Source organism: Pseudomonas sp. IT-P44, assembly GCF_949768225.1.
Lineage (GTDB): Bacteria > Pseudomonadota > Gammaproteobacteria > Pseudomonadales > Pseudomonadaceae > Aquipseudomonas > Aquipseudomonas migulae.
On the sequence record NZ_CATKQM010000004.1, the window covers coordinates 147,822 to 164,037 of the forward strand.

18 protein-coding genes are annotated in these 16,216 nt (G+C 60.2%); 5 read left to right on the plus strand and 13 right to left on the minus strand.

Going from position 1 to position 16,216, the window contains the following annotated elements; translation table 11 throughout:
• Positions 1-744: 744 nt before the first annotated feature.
• The 3 genes from ACM6IO_RS01590 to ACM6IO_RS01600 all read right to left on the minus strand — a co-directional run bounded on the left by ACM6IO_RS01590 (position 745) and on the right by ACM6IO_RS01600 (position 1,990).
• Positions 745-939 carry a hypothetical protein gene (locus ACM6IO_RS01590; protein ID WP_008044165.1) on the minus strand — a complete coding sequence of 65 codons (195 nt, stop codon included), beginning with the start codon at positions 937-939 and terminating at the stop codon, positions 745-747.
• Positions 940-958: 19 nt separating this feature from the next.
• On the minus strand, positions 959-1,165 hold the full coding sequence (locus tag ACM6IO_RS01595; RefSeq protein WP_008033692.1) for a DUF6021 family protein: 207 nt from the start codon (positions 1,163-1,165) through the stop codon (positions 959-961).
• A 96-nt stretch (positions 1,166-1,261) separates the two neighbouring features.
• Positions 1,262-1,990: a peptidase C39 family protein gene (locus ACM6IO_RS01600; protein WP_223437873.1), complete on the minus strand. Its 729-nt coding sequence runs from the start codon at positions 1,988-1,990 to the stop codon at positions 1,262-1,264.
• A 167-nt stretch (positions 1,991-2,157) separates the two neighbouring features.
• Here ACM6IO_RS01600 and ACM6IO_RS01605 point away from each other — a divergent pair, with 167 nt between their 5' ends.
• Positions 2,158-2,328, plus strand: a complete 171-nt coding sequence (locus ACM6IO_RS01605; protein ID WP_223452702.1) for a hypothetical protein — start codon at positions 2,158-2,160, stop codon at positions 2,326-2,328.
• A gap of 81 nt (positions 2,329-2,409) precedes the next feature.
• Here ACM6IO_RS01605 and ACM6IO_RS01610 read toward each other — a convergent pair whose 3' ends face one another.
• Entirely contained in the window at positions 2,410-3,159 is a 750-nt protein-coding gene (locus ACM6IO_RS01610; protein WP_008044163.1) for a TerC family protein, read from the minus strand.
• Between the two features lie 29 nt (positions 3,160-3,188).
• Positions 3,189-3,431 (minus strand): hypothetical protein, encoded by a 243-nt coding sequence (locus ACM6IO_RS01615; RefSeq protein ID WP_192419893.1) that lies wholly within the window; start codon positions 3,429-3,431, stop codon positions 3,189-3,191.
• Positions 3,432-3,566: 135 nt separating this feature from the next.
• Between ACM6IO_RS01615 and nhaR the strand changes: the two genes are divergently transcribed.
• Positions 3,567-4,466 (plus strand): transcriptional activator NhaR, encoded by a 900-nt coding sequence (nhaR, locus tag ACM6IO_RS01620; protein ID WP_192229174.1) that lies wholly within the window; start codon positions 3,567-3,569, stop codon positions 4,464-4,466.
• Between the two features lie 3 nt (positions 4,467-4,469).
• Here nhaR and ACM6IO_RS01625 read toward each other — a convergent pair whose 3' ends face one another.
• Positions 4,470-5,624 carry an MFS transporter gene (locus tag ACM6IO_RS01625; protein WP_008033699.1) on the minus strand — a complete coding sequence of 385 codons (1,155 nt, stop codon included), beginning with the start codon at positions 5,622-5,624 and terminating at the stop codon, positions 4,470-4,472.
• Positions 5,625-5,903: 279 nt separating this feature from the next.
• Between ACM6IO_RS01625 and sstT the strand changes: the two genes are divergently transcribed.
• Positions 5,904-7,136 (plus strand): serine/threonine transporter SstT, encoded by a 1,233-nt coding sequence (gene sstT / locus ACM6IO_RS01630; protein ID WP_414910774.1) that lies wholly within the window; start codon positions 5,904-5,906, stop codon positions 7,134-7,136.
• 1,022 nt (positions 7,137-8,158) lie between these two features.
• On the opposite strand, the gene ACM6IO_RS01635 is transcribed toward sstT, so the two are convergent.
• From ACM6IO_RS01635 to ACM6IO_RS01655, 5 genes are read right to left on the minus strand one after another with little or no spacing between them, the layout of a single operon-like run.
• Positions 8,159-8,668, minus strand: coding sequence for a DUF1993 family protein (locus tag ACM6IO_RS01635; protein ID WP_008030762.1), 510 nt, complete (start codon positions 8,666-8,668; stop codon positions 8,159-8,161).
• Between the two features lie 40 nt (positions 8,669-8,708).
• Entirely contained in the window at positions 8,709-10,229 is a 1,521-nt protein-coding gene (locus ACM6IO_RS01640) for an ArnT family glycosyltransferase (RefSeq protein WP_414910775.1), read from the minus strand.
• 3 nt (positions 10,230-10,232) lie between these two features.
• Positions 10,233-10,511, minus strand: coding sequence for a lipid-A-disaccharide synthase N-terminal domain-containing protein (locus ACM6IO_RS01645; RefSeq protein WP_008030764.1), 279 nt, complete (start codon positions 10,509-10,511; stop codon positions 10,233-10,235).
• Complete coding sequence (locus ACM6IO_RS01650; RefSeq protein ID WP_223437868.1) at positions 10,508-11,248, minus strand: glycosyltransferase family 2 protein; 741 nt, start codon at positions 11,246-11,248, stop codon at positions 10,508-10,510. Before ACM6IO_RS01650 ends, ACM6IO_RS01645 begins: the two co-directional genes overlap by 4 nt.
• 45 nt (positions 11,249-11,293) lie before the next feature.
• Positions 11,294-12,271, minus strand: coding sequence for an NAD-dependent epimerase (locus tag ACM6IO_RS01655; protein WP_192229172.1), 978 nt, complete (start codon positions 12,269-12,271; stop codon positions 11,294-11,296).
• 309 nt (positions 12,272-12,580) lie between these two features.
• Between ACM6IO_RS01655 and ACM6IO_RS01660 the strand changes: the two genes are divergently transcribed.
• On the plus strand, positions 12,581-13,228 hold the full coding sequence (locus ACM6IO_RS01660) for a YceH family protein (RefSeq protein WP_226299972.1): 648 nt from the start codon (positions 12,581-12,583) through the stop codon (positions 13,226-13,228).
• A 130-nt stretch (positions 13,229-13,358) separates the two neighbouring features.
• Here ACM6IO_RS01660 and ACM6IO_RS01665 read toward each other — a convergent pair whose 3' ends face one another.
• A complete protein-coding gene (locus ACM6IO_RS01665) occupies positions 13,359-13,877 on the minus strand; it encodes a cupin domain-containing protein (RefSeq protein WP_008042813.1) in 519 nt (172 codons plus the stop codon).
• A gap of 206 nt (positions 13,878-14,083) precedes the next feature.
• Positions 14,084-14,902, minus strand: a complete 819-nt coding sequence (locus ACM6IO_RS01670) for a shikimate 5-dehydrogenase (protein ID WP_192229171.1) — start codon at positions 14,900-14,902, stop codon at positions 14,084-14,086.
• 245 nt (positions 14,903-15,147) lie between these two features.
• Between ACM6IO_RS01670 and ACM6IO_RS01675 the strand changes: the two genes are divergently transcribed.
• A complete protein-coding gene (locus ACM6IO_RS01675) occupies positions 15,148-15,513 on the plus strand; it encodes a hypothetical protein (RefSeq protein WP_008042817.1) in 366 nt (121 codons plus the stop codon).
• Positions 15,514-16,216 lie beyond the last annotated feature (703 nt).

The window sequence follows — 16,216 nt, forward strand, 5'->3', positions numbered from 1 at the left end:
GGGTTGCCCACTGCGCAGAACCTCCACTCGGCCTCTCGAGGGGGCGCTCAGATCAAAAGCTGAAGGCGAGCTAACGCTCGGCCTGATGAGTGGTGGAAATCAAAAGCGTATGCGATTTCCTGTAGGAGCCGGCTTGCCGGCGAAAAGCGTTTGAACAACGCGTTCATTCAGACAGCCCGCGTTATCGTTGGCGTCCATCGCTGCGATGCGGTGACCCGACAAGCCAGCTCCTACAATTTTGAATCGTGTGAACCCAATCCATTGTAGGAGCCGGCTTGCTGGCGATGGCGTCCATCCAGTTAATAAATATGTTGGATGACCCACCGCTATCGCCAGCAAGCCGGCTCCTACAGGGGGTTGGTGTGCATGTCCGGAATGAGTGAACGCATCAAAGAAGGGCAACACGGACGACTGAAGAGCCAGGTCGGCTTTCAGGCCGCCTAGGCGGCTGTGGCGGTAGTCGCCCCCTCGAGAGGCTGAGCGCAGGTTCTGCGCAGTGGGCAACCCGGCATGAATGCCGGGTTAGCCGCCCCCGGCCAGGGATGGCCGATGGCGGCGGGCCCACGGAGCAGGACCGGAGCGAGGGCATGCCGAGCCTAGGCGAGGCACCGAACGAAAGGGGCAAAAGCCCTTTGGTTACTTTGGGGCTTTTCCAAAGTGACTCGCCGTAAGGGCGAAACCAATAGCCGCCGTTACCGCAATAACGGATATACCCCCAATCCACTGAACGCCAAACCGAAAACCTCAATCATTCGGCAACGGCATCTGATCATCATCCGGAATACCATCCCCCGCACTCGGATCCCTTGGCCTCACCACCGGCCTGACCAATGGATCACGCATCGGACTGCCCGGATCCATCACCGGATCAATATCATCCTCCACAGTGGTTGGAACACTGTCCGGACGCTTGTCGTCAAAACTCGAATCAGTAGACATACGCACCTCACACAAAACGTCAGGGTTTCAAATTCGCGAGCGGGTCGTAAGGTTTGGCGGGAGCCTTGCCCGCCTCGCCCGGTTTTACATCCCTTGGCGCCCTGGCAGGTCCGATGGGGTCGACCTGAGGGTCGGCAAGGTCCGGTGAATCCGGATCGAAACCCAACTCATTGCCTGATGAATGCTCGGACGAGTGCGGGCCGGAGGGTGAAGTGGGATGTGTCATGGACGCCTCCTTGGAACGGACCCGGAAACATCCGGGCCCTTATCCTTTAGAGGCCAATCGCAAGTGGCAGTGCCGGGCAGATGACGAACGGAAAATTTACTGCGAAGTCAGCGCCTTCTTCGCACGGGCAGCGGCCTGCTCCTGGCCGGCCTGAGCCAGATCATTCGCCGCCTTCAACCAACGCGACTGATCAACGTTAGCCGGAATCTGCTCCGGTTTCTGGATCAGCACCGCCCAGCCACCCGCATCCTTGAACGACGACTCAAACGAGCTGAAGCTCATCAACTCCCGACGATTCATTCCCGAGCGCAGCAACACAGTCCGCTTCTGACGGTTGTACCCGGCAAGAATGGCGTAACGCGGTTCAGCCCAGAACGCCGAGCCTTCAGTGAAGCGCACCATCACCGGGTAACCCGCCGCAACCTGGGTCAGCAGCGCAGGCAAATGGCTGTCGAGTGGGTAAACGACCATCCCGTACTCGCGGGCGAGGTTCTGCATGTTCTGCTGCAATTGCGCTTCGGCGCCCGGCAGGTGCAAAGGTTTTTCGAGCAACCCCGGAGTAATCACGATGCCCTGCTGGGCCAACAGACTGGCCAGCACCTGGGGCCCGCTTTGAAAGCTTTGCCCACGGTAGAACGTCCCGCTGAGTTCCACGCGTTCCGGCAGACGCTTGACCTCCGGCGCCACACTGCCCGCGCAGCCAGCCAGACCTGCAACACAGCCAGCAATCAGGGCTGCCGTTCGAATTCGCGAAAATACCCGCACCATCATCACTCTCTTGTTCAGACGCCAGGTGTCCGTGCTCCCGGCTTGGCCGTTGATCATAGGACGCCGCGCGACAGCGGTATAGCCTTAACCGGCAGTTGATTGCGTTCGATAGAGCGAACTGATTGGTCGGCACCGACCTTTGGTCAATAGCCTGCAACATGGCAGCGACTAGACTGTCACTTGCAAAGCGTGTGTGCCCGAAGCAGGGCGAAGAGGAGGCACTGATGAGCCTGACAATGACCATAGTGATGTTGATTTTCAGTTGGCTGGCTGTTGCCGCCGCCATGTTGTGGGGAGTCCTGCGAATTGCCCGCCGACACCATCACCACCCCGCCCAGCCGGCTCGGGTAACGAAAACCGATAAACCAGGTGCACGTCACGCCACCGCGCACTGACGGGCACTTTTTACTACCCCGAATACAAACGGCCGCCTGGACTCTTGCGAGTGCAGGCGGCCGTTTTCGTTTCAGCCCAGGTTACGCTTCAGCGGCAATTCGCTTCTGCTTGGCCCGTCGCGACATCATGTTCAAGCCTTCAATCGTTGCCGAGAACGCCATGGCTGCGTAGACGTAGCCTTTCGGTACGTGGGCGCCGAAGCCTTCGGCGATCAGCGTCATGCCGATCATGATCAGGAAGCCCAGCGCCAGCATCACCACCGTCGGGTTGTCGTTGATGAACTTGGCCAATGGGTCAGCCGCCAACAACATCACCAGCACCGACACCACCACCGCGATGATCATGATCGGCAAATGCTCGGTCATGCCGACAGCGGTAATGATGCTGTCGATGGAGAACACCATGTCCAGCATCAGGATCTGACCGATCGCGGCGGCAAAGCCCAAGGTCACGGTCGAGGTCGCCGACTTCGGATCTTCCGGCGCCGGGTCCATGCTGTGATGGATCTCGGTGGTCGCCTTCCACAACAGGAACAGGCCGCCGGCGATCAGGATCATGTCCTTCCAGGAGAACGCGTGGCCGAGGATCTCGATTACCGGCTCAGTCAACTGGACGATGAACGCGATGGTGCTCAGCAGTGCCAGTCGCAGGATCAGCGCCATGCCGATACCGATGCGCCGCGCCTTCTGCCGATGCTGCTCCGGCAGTTTGTTGGTCAGGATCGAGATGAAGATCAGGTTATCGATGCCAAGCACGATTTCCATCACCACCAGCGTGGCCAGGGCGACCCAGGCGGTGGGGCTTGCAGCAAGTTCTAAAAGGTATTCCATGGGTCAGTCCTGACTCGTTTTAAGACGGTTTAGATTTCCTGGGACGACGATTCGGTTTTCTCTTTGTCGTCGCCCGATGATTCTTTCTTGCTGATCAACCCGCCGGTGGCATCGCTGAGCGCTTGCTCGGCGGCTTTGTGGGTGTCGTCAATCGCTTGCTTGGCGGATTCGGCAGCCTTGCCCATCAGTTGCTGAGCGCTTTTTTCGGCCTGGTCGCAACCGGCCAGCACCAGTAAAGACGCAATCAGCAGCGCCGTGGTTTTAAGCTTCATGATGCTTTCCTCGATAGAACAAAACGGGCCGAAACGATGGCCCGTTGATAGCGAGGTATTCTAGGGAGGCAAACACTTCAGGAAAATTCGTATTTTTAGCGGTTATACTTCGGTTTTCACGAACTGTAGGTCGCCATGCTCAACTATCGACAACTGCATTACTTCTGGGTCGTGGCCAAGACCGGCAGCATCGTGCGCGCCTGCGAGCAACTGAACCTGACGCCGCAGACCATCAGCGGGCAGATTTCCCTGCTCGAACAAACCTACGGCATCGAGTTGTTTCGTCGGGTCGGCCGACAGCTGGAACTCACCGAAGCCGGGCGCCAGACCCTGCCCTACGCCGAGCAGATGTTTCAGCTCGGCGGTGAATTGGAGCTGATGCTGCGGGCGCAACCCAATGAGCAACAGATTCTGTTTCGGGTTGGCGTGGCTGACGTGGTGCCCAAATCCATCGTCTATCGCCTGATCGCGCCGACCATGGAGCTGAGCGAACCGCTGCGCATTACCTGTCGCGAAGACAAACTCGAACGCTTGCTCGCCGACCTGGCGATTCAACGCCTCGATCTGGTGATTTCCGACAGCCCGATGCCATCGCACCTGGACATCAAGGGCTACAGCCAGAAACTCGGGGAATGCGGGATCAGCTTCTTCGCCACCGCCGAACTGGCGGCGCAGTACGGCCAGGATTTCCCGCGCAGCCTGCACGGCGCACCGCTACTGATTCCGGGGCCGGAAACCGTGGTGCGCAGTCGCTTGCAACGCTGGTTTGCCGAGCAGCAGATTCAGCCGCGCATCGTCGGTGAGTTCGACGACAGCGCGTTGATGCAGGCCTTCGGTCAGTCTGGCAGCGGGATTTTCATTGGCCCGAGCGTGATTGCCGATGAAGTGAAGCGTCAGTGCGGCGTGGAATTGATTGGCCAGACCGACGCCGTGACCGAGTCGTTCTACGCCATTTCGGTGGAGCGCAAGGTCAAGCACCCCGGCATCGTTGCGATTACCGAAGGTGCCCGACGCGAGCTGTTCACCGCGATGTGAGGGTCAGGCGCAGACTTCGCGGGGCTTGAAGGTCATCAGCGCCATGGCCAACAGGATCGAGATCAGAATAAAACCGGCCGCCGCAAAGCCCAGCCCACCCAGGCCAACGCTGTCGATCACCCGGCCACCGACCATCGCGCCCAGACCGATACCGAGGTTGGCGCCGGCAATGTTCAGCGACGCGGCAAAGGCCGGCGCTTCGGGCGCGGCTTTCATCAAACGCACATGGCTGACCAGGAACAACGCCGCTTGTGTCACGCCCCAAATGCCCATTGCCGCCGCCAGCCCCAGCGGCGAATGGATATTCGGCACCAGCGTCACCATGCCGGCGATCATGAACGCGCAGAACGTCACGGAAGCAATCAGCGGATGACGATCCACCGCGCGACCGCCCAACGAGTTGCCGATCAGGCCTACCGCGCCGAAGCCCATCAGGCACCAACCCACCACGGTGCCGTTGAAACCGGCCAGCCGCTCAAGAATGTCCGCCAGATAGGTGTAAGCGGTGAACATGCCGCTGAACACCAGGATCGACAGCAACACGTGCCCGATCATCAACGGGCTGCGCAGGATCTTGAACTGCGAACGGAAGCTCACCTGGTGTTGATGCAGGCTGGTTTTCGGCAAGTAGATAAACAGCAGCAACGCCTTGGCAAACGCGATCACCGCCAGAATGCCGAAGGCACTGCGCCAGCCGAACGCATCGGAAATCAACGTACCCACCGGAATGCCGAACACCGTCGCGCAAACGATGCCGAAACCGATCTTGGCAATGGCGCGTCCGGCGTAATCCGGCCCGACGATGTCCACCGCCGTTTCACTGGCCAGGGCCCAGAACACCGGCAGCCCGAGCGCGGGGATCAACCGCGCAACGGCCATCACCCAGATGTTCGGCGCAAACGCCGCGAGGGTGTTGGCCAGACCGAACATGATCAACACCGAGATGAACAGCTTGCGCCGTTCGAACCGGGCGAAGTACGCGGTCAGGAACGGCCCGAATGCGGCGACAGTGAAGGCGAACAACGTCACCAGCAAACCGGCCTGGGGGATGGTCACTTCAAGATCCCGGGCGATTGCCGGCAACAGGCCGACGATGATGAATTCCGTGGTCAGCACCGTGAAACCGGCGGCGGACAACAGAAGGATGGGCAACAGCATGCAGAACTCCAGAAAACGACAACACCAGCGATAGCCCGAAGGCTCACTGGCAGACATGAAAATGAGGATGCGCAATCTTAACAGAGTGTTTCCAAAGGCGGTTGCACGAACCTGCACATCGCGTTTAACAGGCGGGTGGCAGATCGTCACAGGTCTGAGGGATGCGGACGACGCTGTGATAAAGTCCGTGCCCTGCGATTCGTACACCCTGTTCATCCGCCCTTTAATGGCCGCGATGTCGCGACACCCCGCACCTAATAAAATCAGAGATGCCGTTTTATGACCGCTTCATCCCCTTCGCTATTGCAACGCTTGAAACGCTTGAGCCTGGTTACGCAAATCATCATCGGCCTGCTCGCCGGGATTGCCCTGGCGCTGGTTGCGCCGGACGTGGCGAAGTCCACCGCGTTCATTGGCAAAGTGTTCGTCTCGGCGCTGAAAGCCGTCGCGCCGATTCTGGTGTTCGTGCTGGTCATGGCGTCGATCGCCAACCACAAGCACGGCCAGGAAACCCACATTCGCCCAATTCTGTTTCTGTACTTGCTGGGCACGTTTGCGGCGGCCGTGGTCGCGGTCGTGGCCAGCATGATGTTCCCGTCGAGCCTGGTGCTGTCCACCCACGACGTCGCGGTGACGGCGCCGGGCGGTATCGGCGAAGTGCTGCAAAGTCTGCTGCTGAGCGTGGTGGATAACCCGGTCAGCGCGCTGATGAATGCCAATTTCATCGGCATTCTGGCGTGGGCCATCGGCATGGGCATCGCCATTCGCCATGCCGGTGACACCACGCGTGAAGTGCTCGGCGACTTGTCCAACGGCGTGACCCTGATCGTGCGCCTGGTGATCCGTTTTGCGCCGCTGGGGATTTTCGGCCTGGTGGCTTCGACCCTCGCCACTTCCGGTTTCGGTGCCTTGATCGGCTACGCGCATCTGCTGGCGGTGTTGCTGGGTTGCATGCTGTTTGTGGCGCTGGTGATGAACCCGGTGATCGTGTTCTGGAAGCTGCGTCGCAACCCGTATCCGCTGGTGATCATGTGTTTGCGTGAAAGTGGCATTACGGCGTTTTTCACCCGCAGTTCGGCGGCGAATATTCCGGTCAATCTGGAGTTGAGCAAGCGCCTGGGTCTGCATGAGGACACTTATTCGGTTTCGATTCCGCTGGGTGCGACGATCAACATGGCGGGGGCTGCGATCACCATTACTGTGCTGACCCTGGCGGCTGTGCATACGCTGGGTATTGCCGTGGATATTCCGACGGCCATCCTGCTGAGTGCCGTTGCGGCGATTTGTGCCTGTGGCGCTTCGGGTGTGGCGGGCGGTTCGTTGTTGCTGATTCCACTGGCGTGCAGTCTGTTCGGCATTCCGAGCGAGATCGCGATGCAGGTGGTGGCGGTTGGTTTCATTATTGGTGTGTTGCAGGATTCGGCGGAGACTGCGCTGAATTCTTCGACTGATGTGTTGTTTACGGCGGCGGCTTGTTTGGGTGAGGACGAGAAGGCTCAGCGTTTGGCGTGATGCGCGGTTTGGTGGTTTGGTTTGGGGGCATATCCGTTTCTTCGGTAACGGCTTCTATTGGTTCCGCCCTTACGGCGGGTCACTTGGAAAAGCCCCAAGTAACCAAGGGCTCTTGCCCCTTTCGTTCGGTGCCTCGCTAAGGCTCGCCATGCCCTCGCTCCGGTCCTGCTCCGTGGGCCCGCCGCCATCGGCCATCCATGGCCGGGGGCGGCTAACCCGGCATCCATGCCGGGTTGCCCACTACGCAGAACCTGCGCTCGGCCTCTCGAGGGGGCGCTCAGATCAAAAGCGGAAGGCGAGCTAACGCTCGGCCTGATGAGTGGTGGAAATCAAAAGCGTACGCCGATCCCTGTAGGAGCCGGCTTGCCGGCGAAAAGCGTCGGGGCAACGCGTTCATTCAGACAGTACGCGTTATCGTTGACGTCCATCGCTGGCAAGCCAGCTCCTACAATTTCAAACCGTGTGAACCCAATCCCGTGTAGGAGCCGGCTTGCTGGCGATAGCGTCCGTCCAGTCAATAAATGCGTCGACTGATCCACCGCTATCGCCAGCAAGCCGGCTCCTACAGGGGAATGTGTAAACATCCAAAATTAGTGCGGACACCACCGTGCGGAAGTGTGCGCACGACCAAAGAGCCAGGTCGGCTTTCAGGCCGCCTCGGCGGCTGTGGCGGTGGTCGCCCCCTCGAGAGGCCGAGTGGAGGTCCTGCGCAGTGGGCAACCCGGCATGGATGCCGGGTTAGCCGCCCCCGGCCATGGATGGCCGATGGCGGCGGGCCCACGGAGCAGGACCGGAGCGAGGGCATGCCGAGCCTTAGCGAGGCACCGAACGAAAGGGGCAAGAGCCCTTTGGTTACTTTGGGGCTTTTCCAAAGTGACTCGCCGTAAGGGCGAAACCAATAGCCGCCGCAACCGAAAAAACGGATATGTCCCCAGACAAAAAACCATAACCCCACTCCCACAAGAACAATAAAAAGCCCGCCAAGGCGCAAACCTTGGCGGGCTTTTTTATACCCGGGCGGTTTAGAACGCGCCCATGTAATCGCGCTTGCCCACTTCCACACCGTTATGACGCAGCAATGCGTAAGCGGTAGTGACGTGGAAGAAGAACTGCGGCAGACCGTAGCTCAGCAAGTAAGCCTGGCCGCTGAAGCGCTTCTCTTTCGGCGTGCCCTGACGGGTGATGATCTCGATGCCTTCCTTGCCATTGATCTGCTCAGGCTTGATCTCGCCGATGTAGGCCAGAACCTTGGTCAGCAACGCTTGCAGCTCCGCGAAGGTGGTTTCAGTGTCGTCGTACTTCGGCACTTCGATCTCGGCCAGACGCGAAGAAACACCCTTGGCGAAATCAACGGCGATCTGCACCTGACGCACCAGCGGGAACATGTCCGGGTACAGACGGGCTTGCAGGAAAGCGTTCGGATCAATGTTCTTGGCGGTGGCGTGGGCTTCGGCCTTGTTCAGAACGTCGCTCAGGGCGTTGAGCATTTGTTTGAAAACAGGGACGGAAGCGTCGTACAGGGAAATGGTCATGGCAGTCTCGTGTGGTGACAGGAGTGAAACGTGGGGTCGATTATAGCGATGCACGGTCCCAGGTGAAGCGATAGATATGGGCCGGCGGACCAGGATGGCAATTGCCGTTGTCGGCGTCGGCACCGACGATCGACCATTGCGCCCGGGAGGTTTCGCCCAACTCGCGGGCAGCCTGCGGATTGAAGCACTGACCGAGCTGTTCATCCGGCACCAACGCATACGCCTGCGGATGTTCACGCAACCACTGCGCCGCCTGCTCGACCGTTGAACCGATCATGCCGAAATGCACGATCGGCTGCCTTGCGAACAACCAATGGCCCTCGCGCCAGTGGACCAACACCAGGTCTGCGCCCCGAGTCATGGTCGCCGCCTGCACCATCAACGCCTCGTGGGGATTGGCGCCGTCCTTGACCGGCTCGATGAACCCTCGGGCGAACCACAGCGTGAACCAGACCACCGCCACCCCCTGAAAAATCCGCCACCCCAGTTGGCGTTGACGGAACCAGCGCCTGAACATCCACGGCATCAGCGGCGCGGCAACCAACACCAATCCCGGCAGCGCCGGATAAATGTACAACTTGCGCTTGCCGCTGCTCAGGCAGAAAAACAGCACCACCAGCACCACCCACCCCAGCAGCACCAACACGCGACCATCATGCTTGCGTAATTGCCGGCGCCAGGCGGGGATCAGCCACGGCAGCGCGAGCACCAGCGGCAACCAATATTGCGGAATGACGCTGACGAAGAAGTACCAGAACGGCTCCCGGTGATCCCAGGCGGCCGCATAACGCCCCGCCGTCTGGCGCAGCAGGATTTCCCGCACGTAGGCAATTTCCTCAGCACCGCCATTGAGCACGATCGACAGCGCCAAGGGCAGCAGCCAGATGCCCACGGCACCGAGCAGCACCACAACACCCAGGCACCATTTGCGCGCTTCGCCCGGCATCGCCACCACGCCGGACCAACCTTTGCGCACCGCGTAGGCATACGGGATCAGCATCAACGCCGGCACAAAGCCGACCCCTTTGGTGATCACGCCGATCCCCATCGCCGCACAGCCCACGTAAAACCAGCGCCAGGCCGGCCCCAGCAGCAGGTGTCGGGCCAGACCGTACAGGCCCAGCGAGGTGAACAGAATCAGAAAACTGTCGATCTGGCCGGTGCGCAAAATGCTGTAGGTCTGATAGGTCGCCAGGTACAGCAGCGCGGCCGTCCGACCGGCTCGCTGGTTCCAAAGCCTGCGACCCAAGTCGTAGAGCATCGCCGTGACCGAGGTGGCAGACAGCAGCCCCGGCACGTAAAGGGCAATGGCGGGCATCCCGGTGATCCAGGTGAAAAACGCCACGGCCCACATGAATATCGGTGGTTTATCGCCGTAAATCTCGGCGGCGCGATGGGGAATCAACCACGACCCGTTGTGCAGCATTTCCAGCGCCACGCCGAGGAACCGCTCCTCGTCCACATTCTGCGGCTGGCGCAACCCGAGCCCTGCGCCGACCAGCAACAGAGCAAGCAGCATCAGCCCCAGGCATTCGACGCCCGGTGAAAGGGTTCGGCGCATGGGTCAGTCCTTCAAGGTTTTGCTGCGGGCAATCAATTGCAGGTTGCGCAAATAGACGATGGAACCGAACGCCTGGCCGATGATGAACACCGGGTCCTGTCGATAGATGGCGTACGCGAACAACAGCGCGCTGCCAATGATGCTCAGGTACCAGAAGCTCACCGGTATCACGCTGCGTTTTTTGTATTCGCTGTACAGCCACTGCAGGACAAAGCGCCCGGTGAAGGCGATCTGGCCGCTGAAACCGACCACCAGCCACAGGGTTTCGCGGGACAGATTCATCCTTCGATCTCCTGCGGCCGGGTGTTCAGGCGTGTGCGCCGGATCAGCCACCAGACGCCGATCAGGTCGAGAATCCCCACCAGCGCGCGGTCGATGTTGCCGTATTTGGAGACGCCGGCCGTGCGCGGTCGATGATTGACCGGGTGGGTGAGCATGCGGCCGTTGTGGCGCTGGATCAGCGCGGGGATGAAGCGGTGCATATGGTCGAAGTACGGCAAACGCAGGAACGCCGCGCGCTGGATCAGTTTCAACCCGCAGCCGGTGTCCGGCGTCTGATCCTTGAGCATGCGTCGGCGCAACCCGTTGGCAAACCGCGAAGCCCAGCGCTTGCTGGCGGTGTCGCGGCGGTTGACCCGGTGCCCGGCGACCAATTGCAGGTCGGCGGCTGCCGGCTCACGGCGCACCAGCGCCAGCATGCCGGGGATGTCCGCAGGGTCGTTTTGCCCGTCACCATCGAGGGTCGCCAGCCATTGGCCACGGGCGGCGAGCGCGGCGTGATAGAGCGACGTGCTCTGCCCCAGCGAACGTTCATGTTGCAGGATGCGCAGCGTGTTCAGCCCGTTTTGCCGGGTCTGCCGCAACGCCTGCAACGTGGTGTCAGTGCTGCCATCGTCGACGACGATGACTTCATACGCTTCATCCGCCAGCGCGACGCGGATTTCTTCCAGCAGCGCGGTGAGATTGCTCGCTTCGTTCTTTGCCGGAATCAGCACGGATACAAATAAGTCCTGGCTCATGGAGGCCCCTGTTTTCCTGAATTTTTATGTTCGAAGATCAACGCTTCAGCGCTGATAAAAGTGGCGATACCACTTCACGAATTGCCCGACGCCGGCCTCGACCGTCACGTGCGGACGAAAATCGACCCACTGCGCCAATGCCGACACATCCGCCCAGGTCCTGTGCACATCGCCCGCCTGCATCGGCATCAAGTTGCGCCGGGCAGGCCGGCCCAGCGCCGCCTCCAGGCATTCGACGAAATCCAGCAGCGCCACCGGCGTGCCGCGCCCGATGTTGAAAATCCGGTTGACGCCCTCCCCGGCGTTCTCCGGCAACGGCGGACGTGGACGCAGGCGGACGATGCTTTCGACGATGTCGTCGATGTAGGTGAAATCCCGCGACATCAAGCCCTGGTTGTAGAGGTCGATGGGGCGATCGTTGAGGATCGCCTCGGTGAACTTGAACAGCGCCATGTCAGGGCGGCCCCAAGGTCCGTACACGGTAAAAAACCGCAGGCCGCTGGCCCGGAGCCCGTAGAGATGGCAGTAGCTGTGGGCCATCAGCTCATTGGCGCGCTTGCTTGCCGCGTACAGCGAAACCGGGTGATCGACGGCGTCTTCGACGCTGAATGGCAACTTGCTGTTGGTGCCGTACACCGAACTGCTCGAGGCATAAATCAGATGGTCCGGGCGATGGTGTCGGCAGGCCTCCAGCACATTCAAAAACCCTGTCAGGTTCGACTGCGCGTACACGTCCGGGTTGTCCAGCGAGTAGCGAACACCCGCCTGGGCCGCCAGATGGATGACATCTGTGAAGCGGTGTTCCTTGAACAACGCCATCAAGGCAGGTTTGTCGACGATATCCAGCGTCTGGAAACGAAAGCCCGACAAGGCTCGCAGCTCCTTGAGCCGAGCGTGTTTGAGCGCCACGCTGTAGTAGTCGTTGAGGTTATCAATGCCGACCACTTCAAGGCCTTGCTCACACAGGCGCTTGACCGTGTGAAAACCGATGAAACCCGCGGCGCCGGTGACCAGTACAGTCATGGCAGGTGCGCGCCAATCAGCGCATTATTGCCAGTCGATTCCAACGTCAGCGTCATGCCTTGCTCCCGGTTGCAGTCAGTAAGGCCAGTGACGTCGTCGATACGCTCTGACGCCGCGCCCCTCAGGCGCGACCGTCATCGCGCGGCCATGCATACGGTGCCCGTCGAATTGTAAAAATCGCGTTATGGATTGATGTAGCTTTTATGACCATTGCCGGGGGACGCGACGAATTCAGTTGCCATTGGCGCCCGCCCATCTAAAGTGCATGCCAGCTGAAGAAGAATATGAATCAGGTAAGGACGCAGCATCATGAGCATTGAGCAAGAAACAACCTTCGACGAGCCACGGCTCAACAGCACGGAAATCCGCATTCTGGGTTCGCTGATCGAGAAACAGGCCACCAGCCCGGAAACCTATCCGCTGACCCTCAATGCCCTGGTGATTGCCTGCAACCAGAAAACCAGCCGTGAACCGGTGATGAACCTCACCCAGGGCCAGGTCGGCCAGAGCCTGCGCGCCCTCGAAGGTCGCGGCTTTGCCAAACTGGTGATGGGCAGTCGTGCCGACCGCTGGGAGCACAAGGTCGACAAGGCACTGGAACTGGTGCCGGCACAGGTGATTCTGACGGGACTGCTGTTTTTGCGTGGTCCGCAAACGGTCAACGAACTGCTGACCCGCAGCGGCCGCATGCATGAGTTCGAAGATGCCGAACAGGTTGTGCATCAGCTTGAACGGCTGATTGCGCGCGGTCTGGCGCTGCTGATTCCGCGCCAGGCGGGGCAGCGTGAAGACCGCTACATGCATGCGCTGGGTGATCCGGCGGACATCGAAGCGATCCTCGCGGCGCGACACAATCCGGTGGAGCGTGGTGGCGGCAGCGGCGTGTCGGTAGAACGCATCGAAGAGCTCGAAGCGCGGATTGCAGCGCTGGAAGAGCGCCTGGCACGCCTCGAGTAACCGCCACGATCTCCCGTAGGAGCGAGGCTTGCCCGCGAAGGCGATTCAACGGCCAACATAATCGTCGAATCGGAAATCGCTTTCGCGAGCAAGTCGGATCGCCGCATCGCTCGCTCCCACAAAGGAAGTGCTACTCGCCGTCCCAGTAATCCACGCCGTCAGCCTGTCTGGCGATGGCAACGAAGCCCGAGGCATTGCCTTCGGCATCGACCTTGAAGTCGTCCATCACCGCGTACTTGCCGGAGTCCGGGTATTCGCAGATTTCCGGCGATTGCTGGGTGCTGACCGCCAAATAGCGCAGTTCAGCCTTGCTGGTGTTGATGATCTGGTGCGCCGCTTCCGGACCGCCCGGCGGGCAGGCGATCACGTCACCGGCGCGGATCGGAAAACGCTCGGCGCCAAGACGAATCTCCCCTTCCCCCGCGACGACGTAGAACATCTCCTCGTTGACCCGATGACTGTGAAACGGGCTGCCGCGCATGCCCGGTTCCAGCACGTACAAGCGATAACCGAGCTTTTGCGCCCCCAGTTGCTGACCGACGCGAGCCATCCGCTGTTGATAACGGCCGGCGGTTTCACCGGTGGGCGCGAGGGCTTCGGGCAGCGGTTCGAGTTCGACCTGATGCAGGTTAAGGATGGGGGGATGCATGGGAAACCTCGGGCACGGTTTATGGGGTGGCAAGTCATTGCTTGATCGCGGGCAGTATAGTTATTCGTTGGCTGTGCCGGCCCTTTCGCGAGCAAGCCCGCTCCCACAGGGATCGGTATCGAACACGAGCTTTGTGATCGACGCAAAATCCTGTGGGAGCGGGCTTGCCCGCGAAAGGGCCAGCACAAGCACCGCACAATGCAACCTCAACTGCGGGCGAATTCCACCGCCTTCTGAAACTGCTCCTGCGTCGGACGCACGCCGGTGTACAACACGAACTGCTCCAGCGCCTGGATCGCGATCACTTCCAGTCCGGTGATCACCCGCTTGCCTTCGGCACGTCCCTGCACGATCAGCGGTGTTTCCGAGGGGATCGCCACCACATCGAAGACAGTCTCCGCTGCTGCGATCGTTTGCGCATCGAACGCCAGGTGATCGGCCTCAGGCCCGCCGGTCATGCCGATCGGTGTCACGTTGATCAACATTTGCGGGCGCTGGCTGCCCAGTTCGGCTTGCCATTCATAGCCCAGCGATTCAGCCAGGGCACGTCCGGCGTGCTCGTTGCGCGCCACAATCAGGCCGTTCTGGTAGCCACCATCGCGCAATGCACTGGCCACAGCCTTGGCCATGCCGCCGCTGCCGCGCAGGGCAAAAGTCGACGCCTTGGGCACCTGGTGGGTTTCCAGCAACTGAGCGATGGCGATGTAATCGGTGTTGTAAGCCTTGAGGTGGCCGTCCGTATTGACGATGGTGTTGATCGATTGAATCGCGGCAGCCGATGCGTCCAGTTCATCGACCAGCGCAATGCTGGCTTCCTTGAACGGCATCGACACGCCGCAGCCGCGAATCCCCAGGGCGCGGATGCCTGCGACGGCACCGGTCAGGTCCTGGCTGCGGAACGCCTTGTAGTAGAAATTCAGGCCAAGTTGTTCGTACAGATGATTGTGAAATCGCAGGCCAAAGTTCCCGGGGCGGCCCGACAGGGACATGCACAGCTGGGTGTCTTTGTTGGGGTTCATCTGCATGAAAAATCTCCTTCAATTGCACTTTCAGATGGACGGGATTAGCCATGCCATCGCGTTCTGATCGATCATATCCGCGTACCTGCTCGTGGCAGCGAAGTTGGTAAGGAAGCCGGTACAGACCTTACACAAAATTTACCCAACGGCTGTGCTGATTTTCAGAAATACGCTGTCTTAGAAGTATCCCCGCGACAATCCTTGGGTCTATTGCAGACGCAAGCGCCGGGTCGATGAACCGAGGAACTATCATGATCCGTAAAATCCCCACAGTTGCCTTGCTGATCGGTGCTCTTGCTATCGCAGGGCAGGCAGAAGCGCATGGCGGTGGCGGGTGGCAAGGTCCAGCGGTATTTGGTGCGATCGTTGGCTCGGCCATCGTCGGTTCGGCCATCATCAATAGCGGCCGGCCGGTTTATGTGCAGCAACCGGTTTACGTGCAGCCACAGCCGGTTTACGTGCAGCAACCGCCACCGGTTTATTACCAGCCGGCACCGGTTTATGTGCAACAACCGGGTTATTACGGCCCGCCGCCGGTCTACTACGGCCCTCCCCGTGGTTATTACGGCCCGCCGCGTGGCTATTACGGGCCTGCGCATGGTTATGGCCGCTGGTAACAGGCTCGGGCGCTAACCGCGGGTTTTGACTGCGTGTATATCCATTATTTGGGTGATGGCTGATATTGGTTTCGCCCTTACGGCGAGTCACTTTCGAAAAGCGCGAAAGTAACCAAAGCGCTCTTGCCCCTTTCGTTCGGTGCCTCGCTGTGGCTCGGCATGCCCTCGCTCCGGTCCTGCTCCGTGGGCCCGCCGCCATCGGCCATCCATGGCCGGGGGCGGCTACCGCGGCATCCTTGCCGCGGTGCCCACTGCGCAGAACCTCCACTCGGCCTCTCGAGGGGGCGTGTACCTCAAGATCAAAAGCTGAAGGCGAGCTAACGCTCGGCCTGATGAGTGGTGAAAATCAAAAGCTAACGCGATTCTCTGTAGGAGCGAGGCTTGCCCGCGAAAAACGGCCGGACAACGCGTTCACTCAGACAGCCCGCGTTATCGTTGACGTCCATCGCCAGCAGGCTGGCTCCTACAAGGGAAATGCATATGTATTTGGATAAATACGATCAACTGTAGGAGCCGGCTTGCTGGCGATAGCGGTGAATCAGTCAGCGTATGTATTGGCTGGACGGACGCCATCGCCAGCAAGCCGGCTCCTACAGGGGAATGTGCAAACATCCAACACTGGTGCGGTCACCACAGTGCAGGAGTGTGTACACGACCAAAGAGCCAGGTCGGCTTTCAGGCCGCCTCGGCTGCTGTGGCGGTA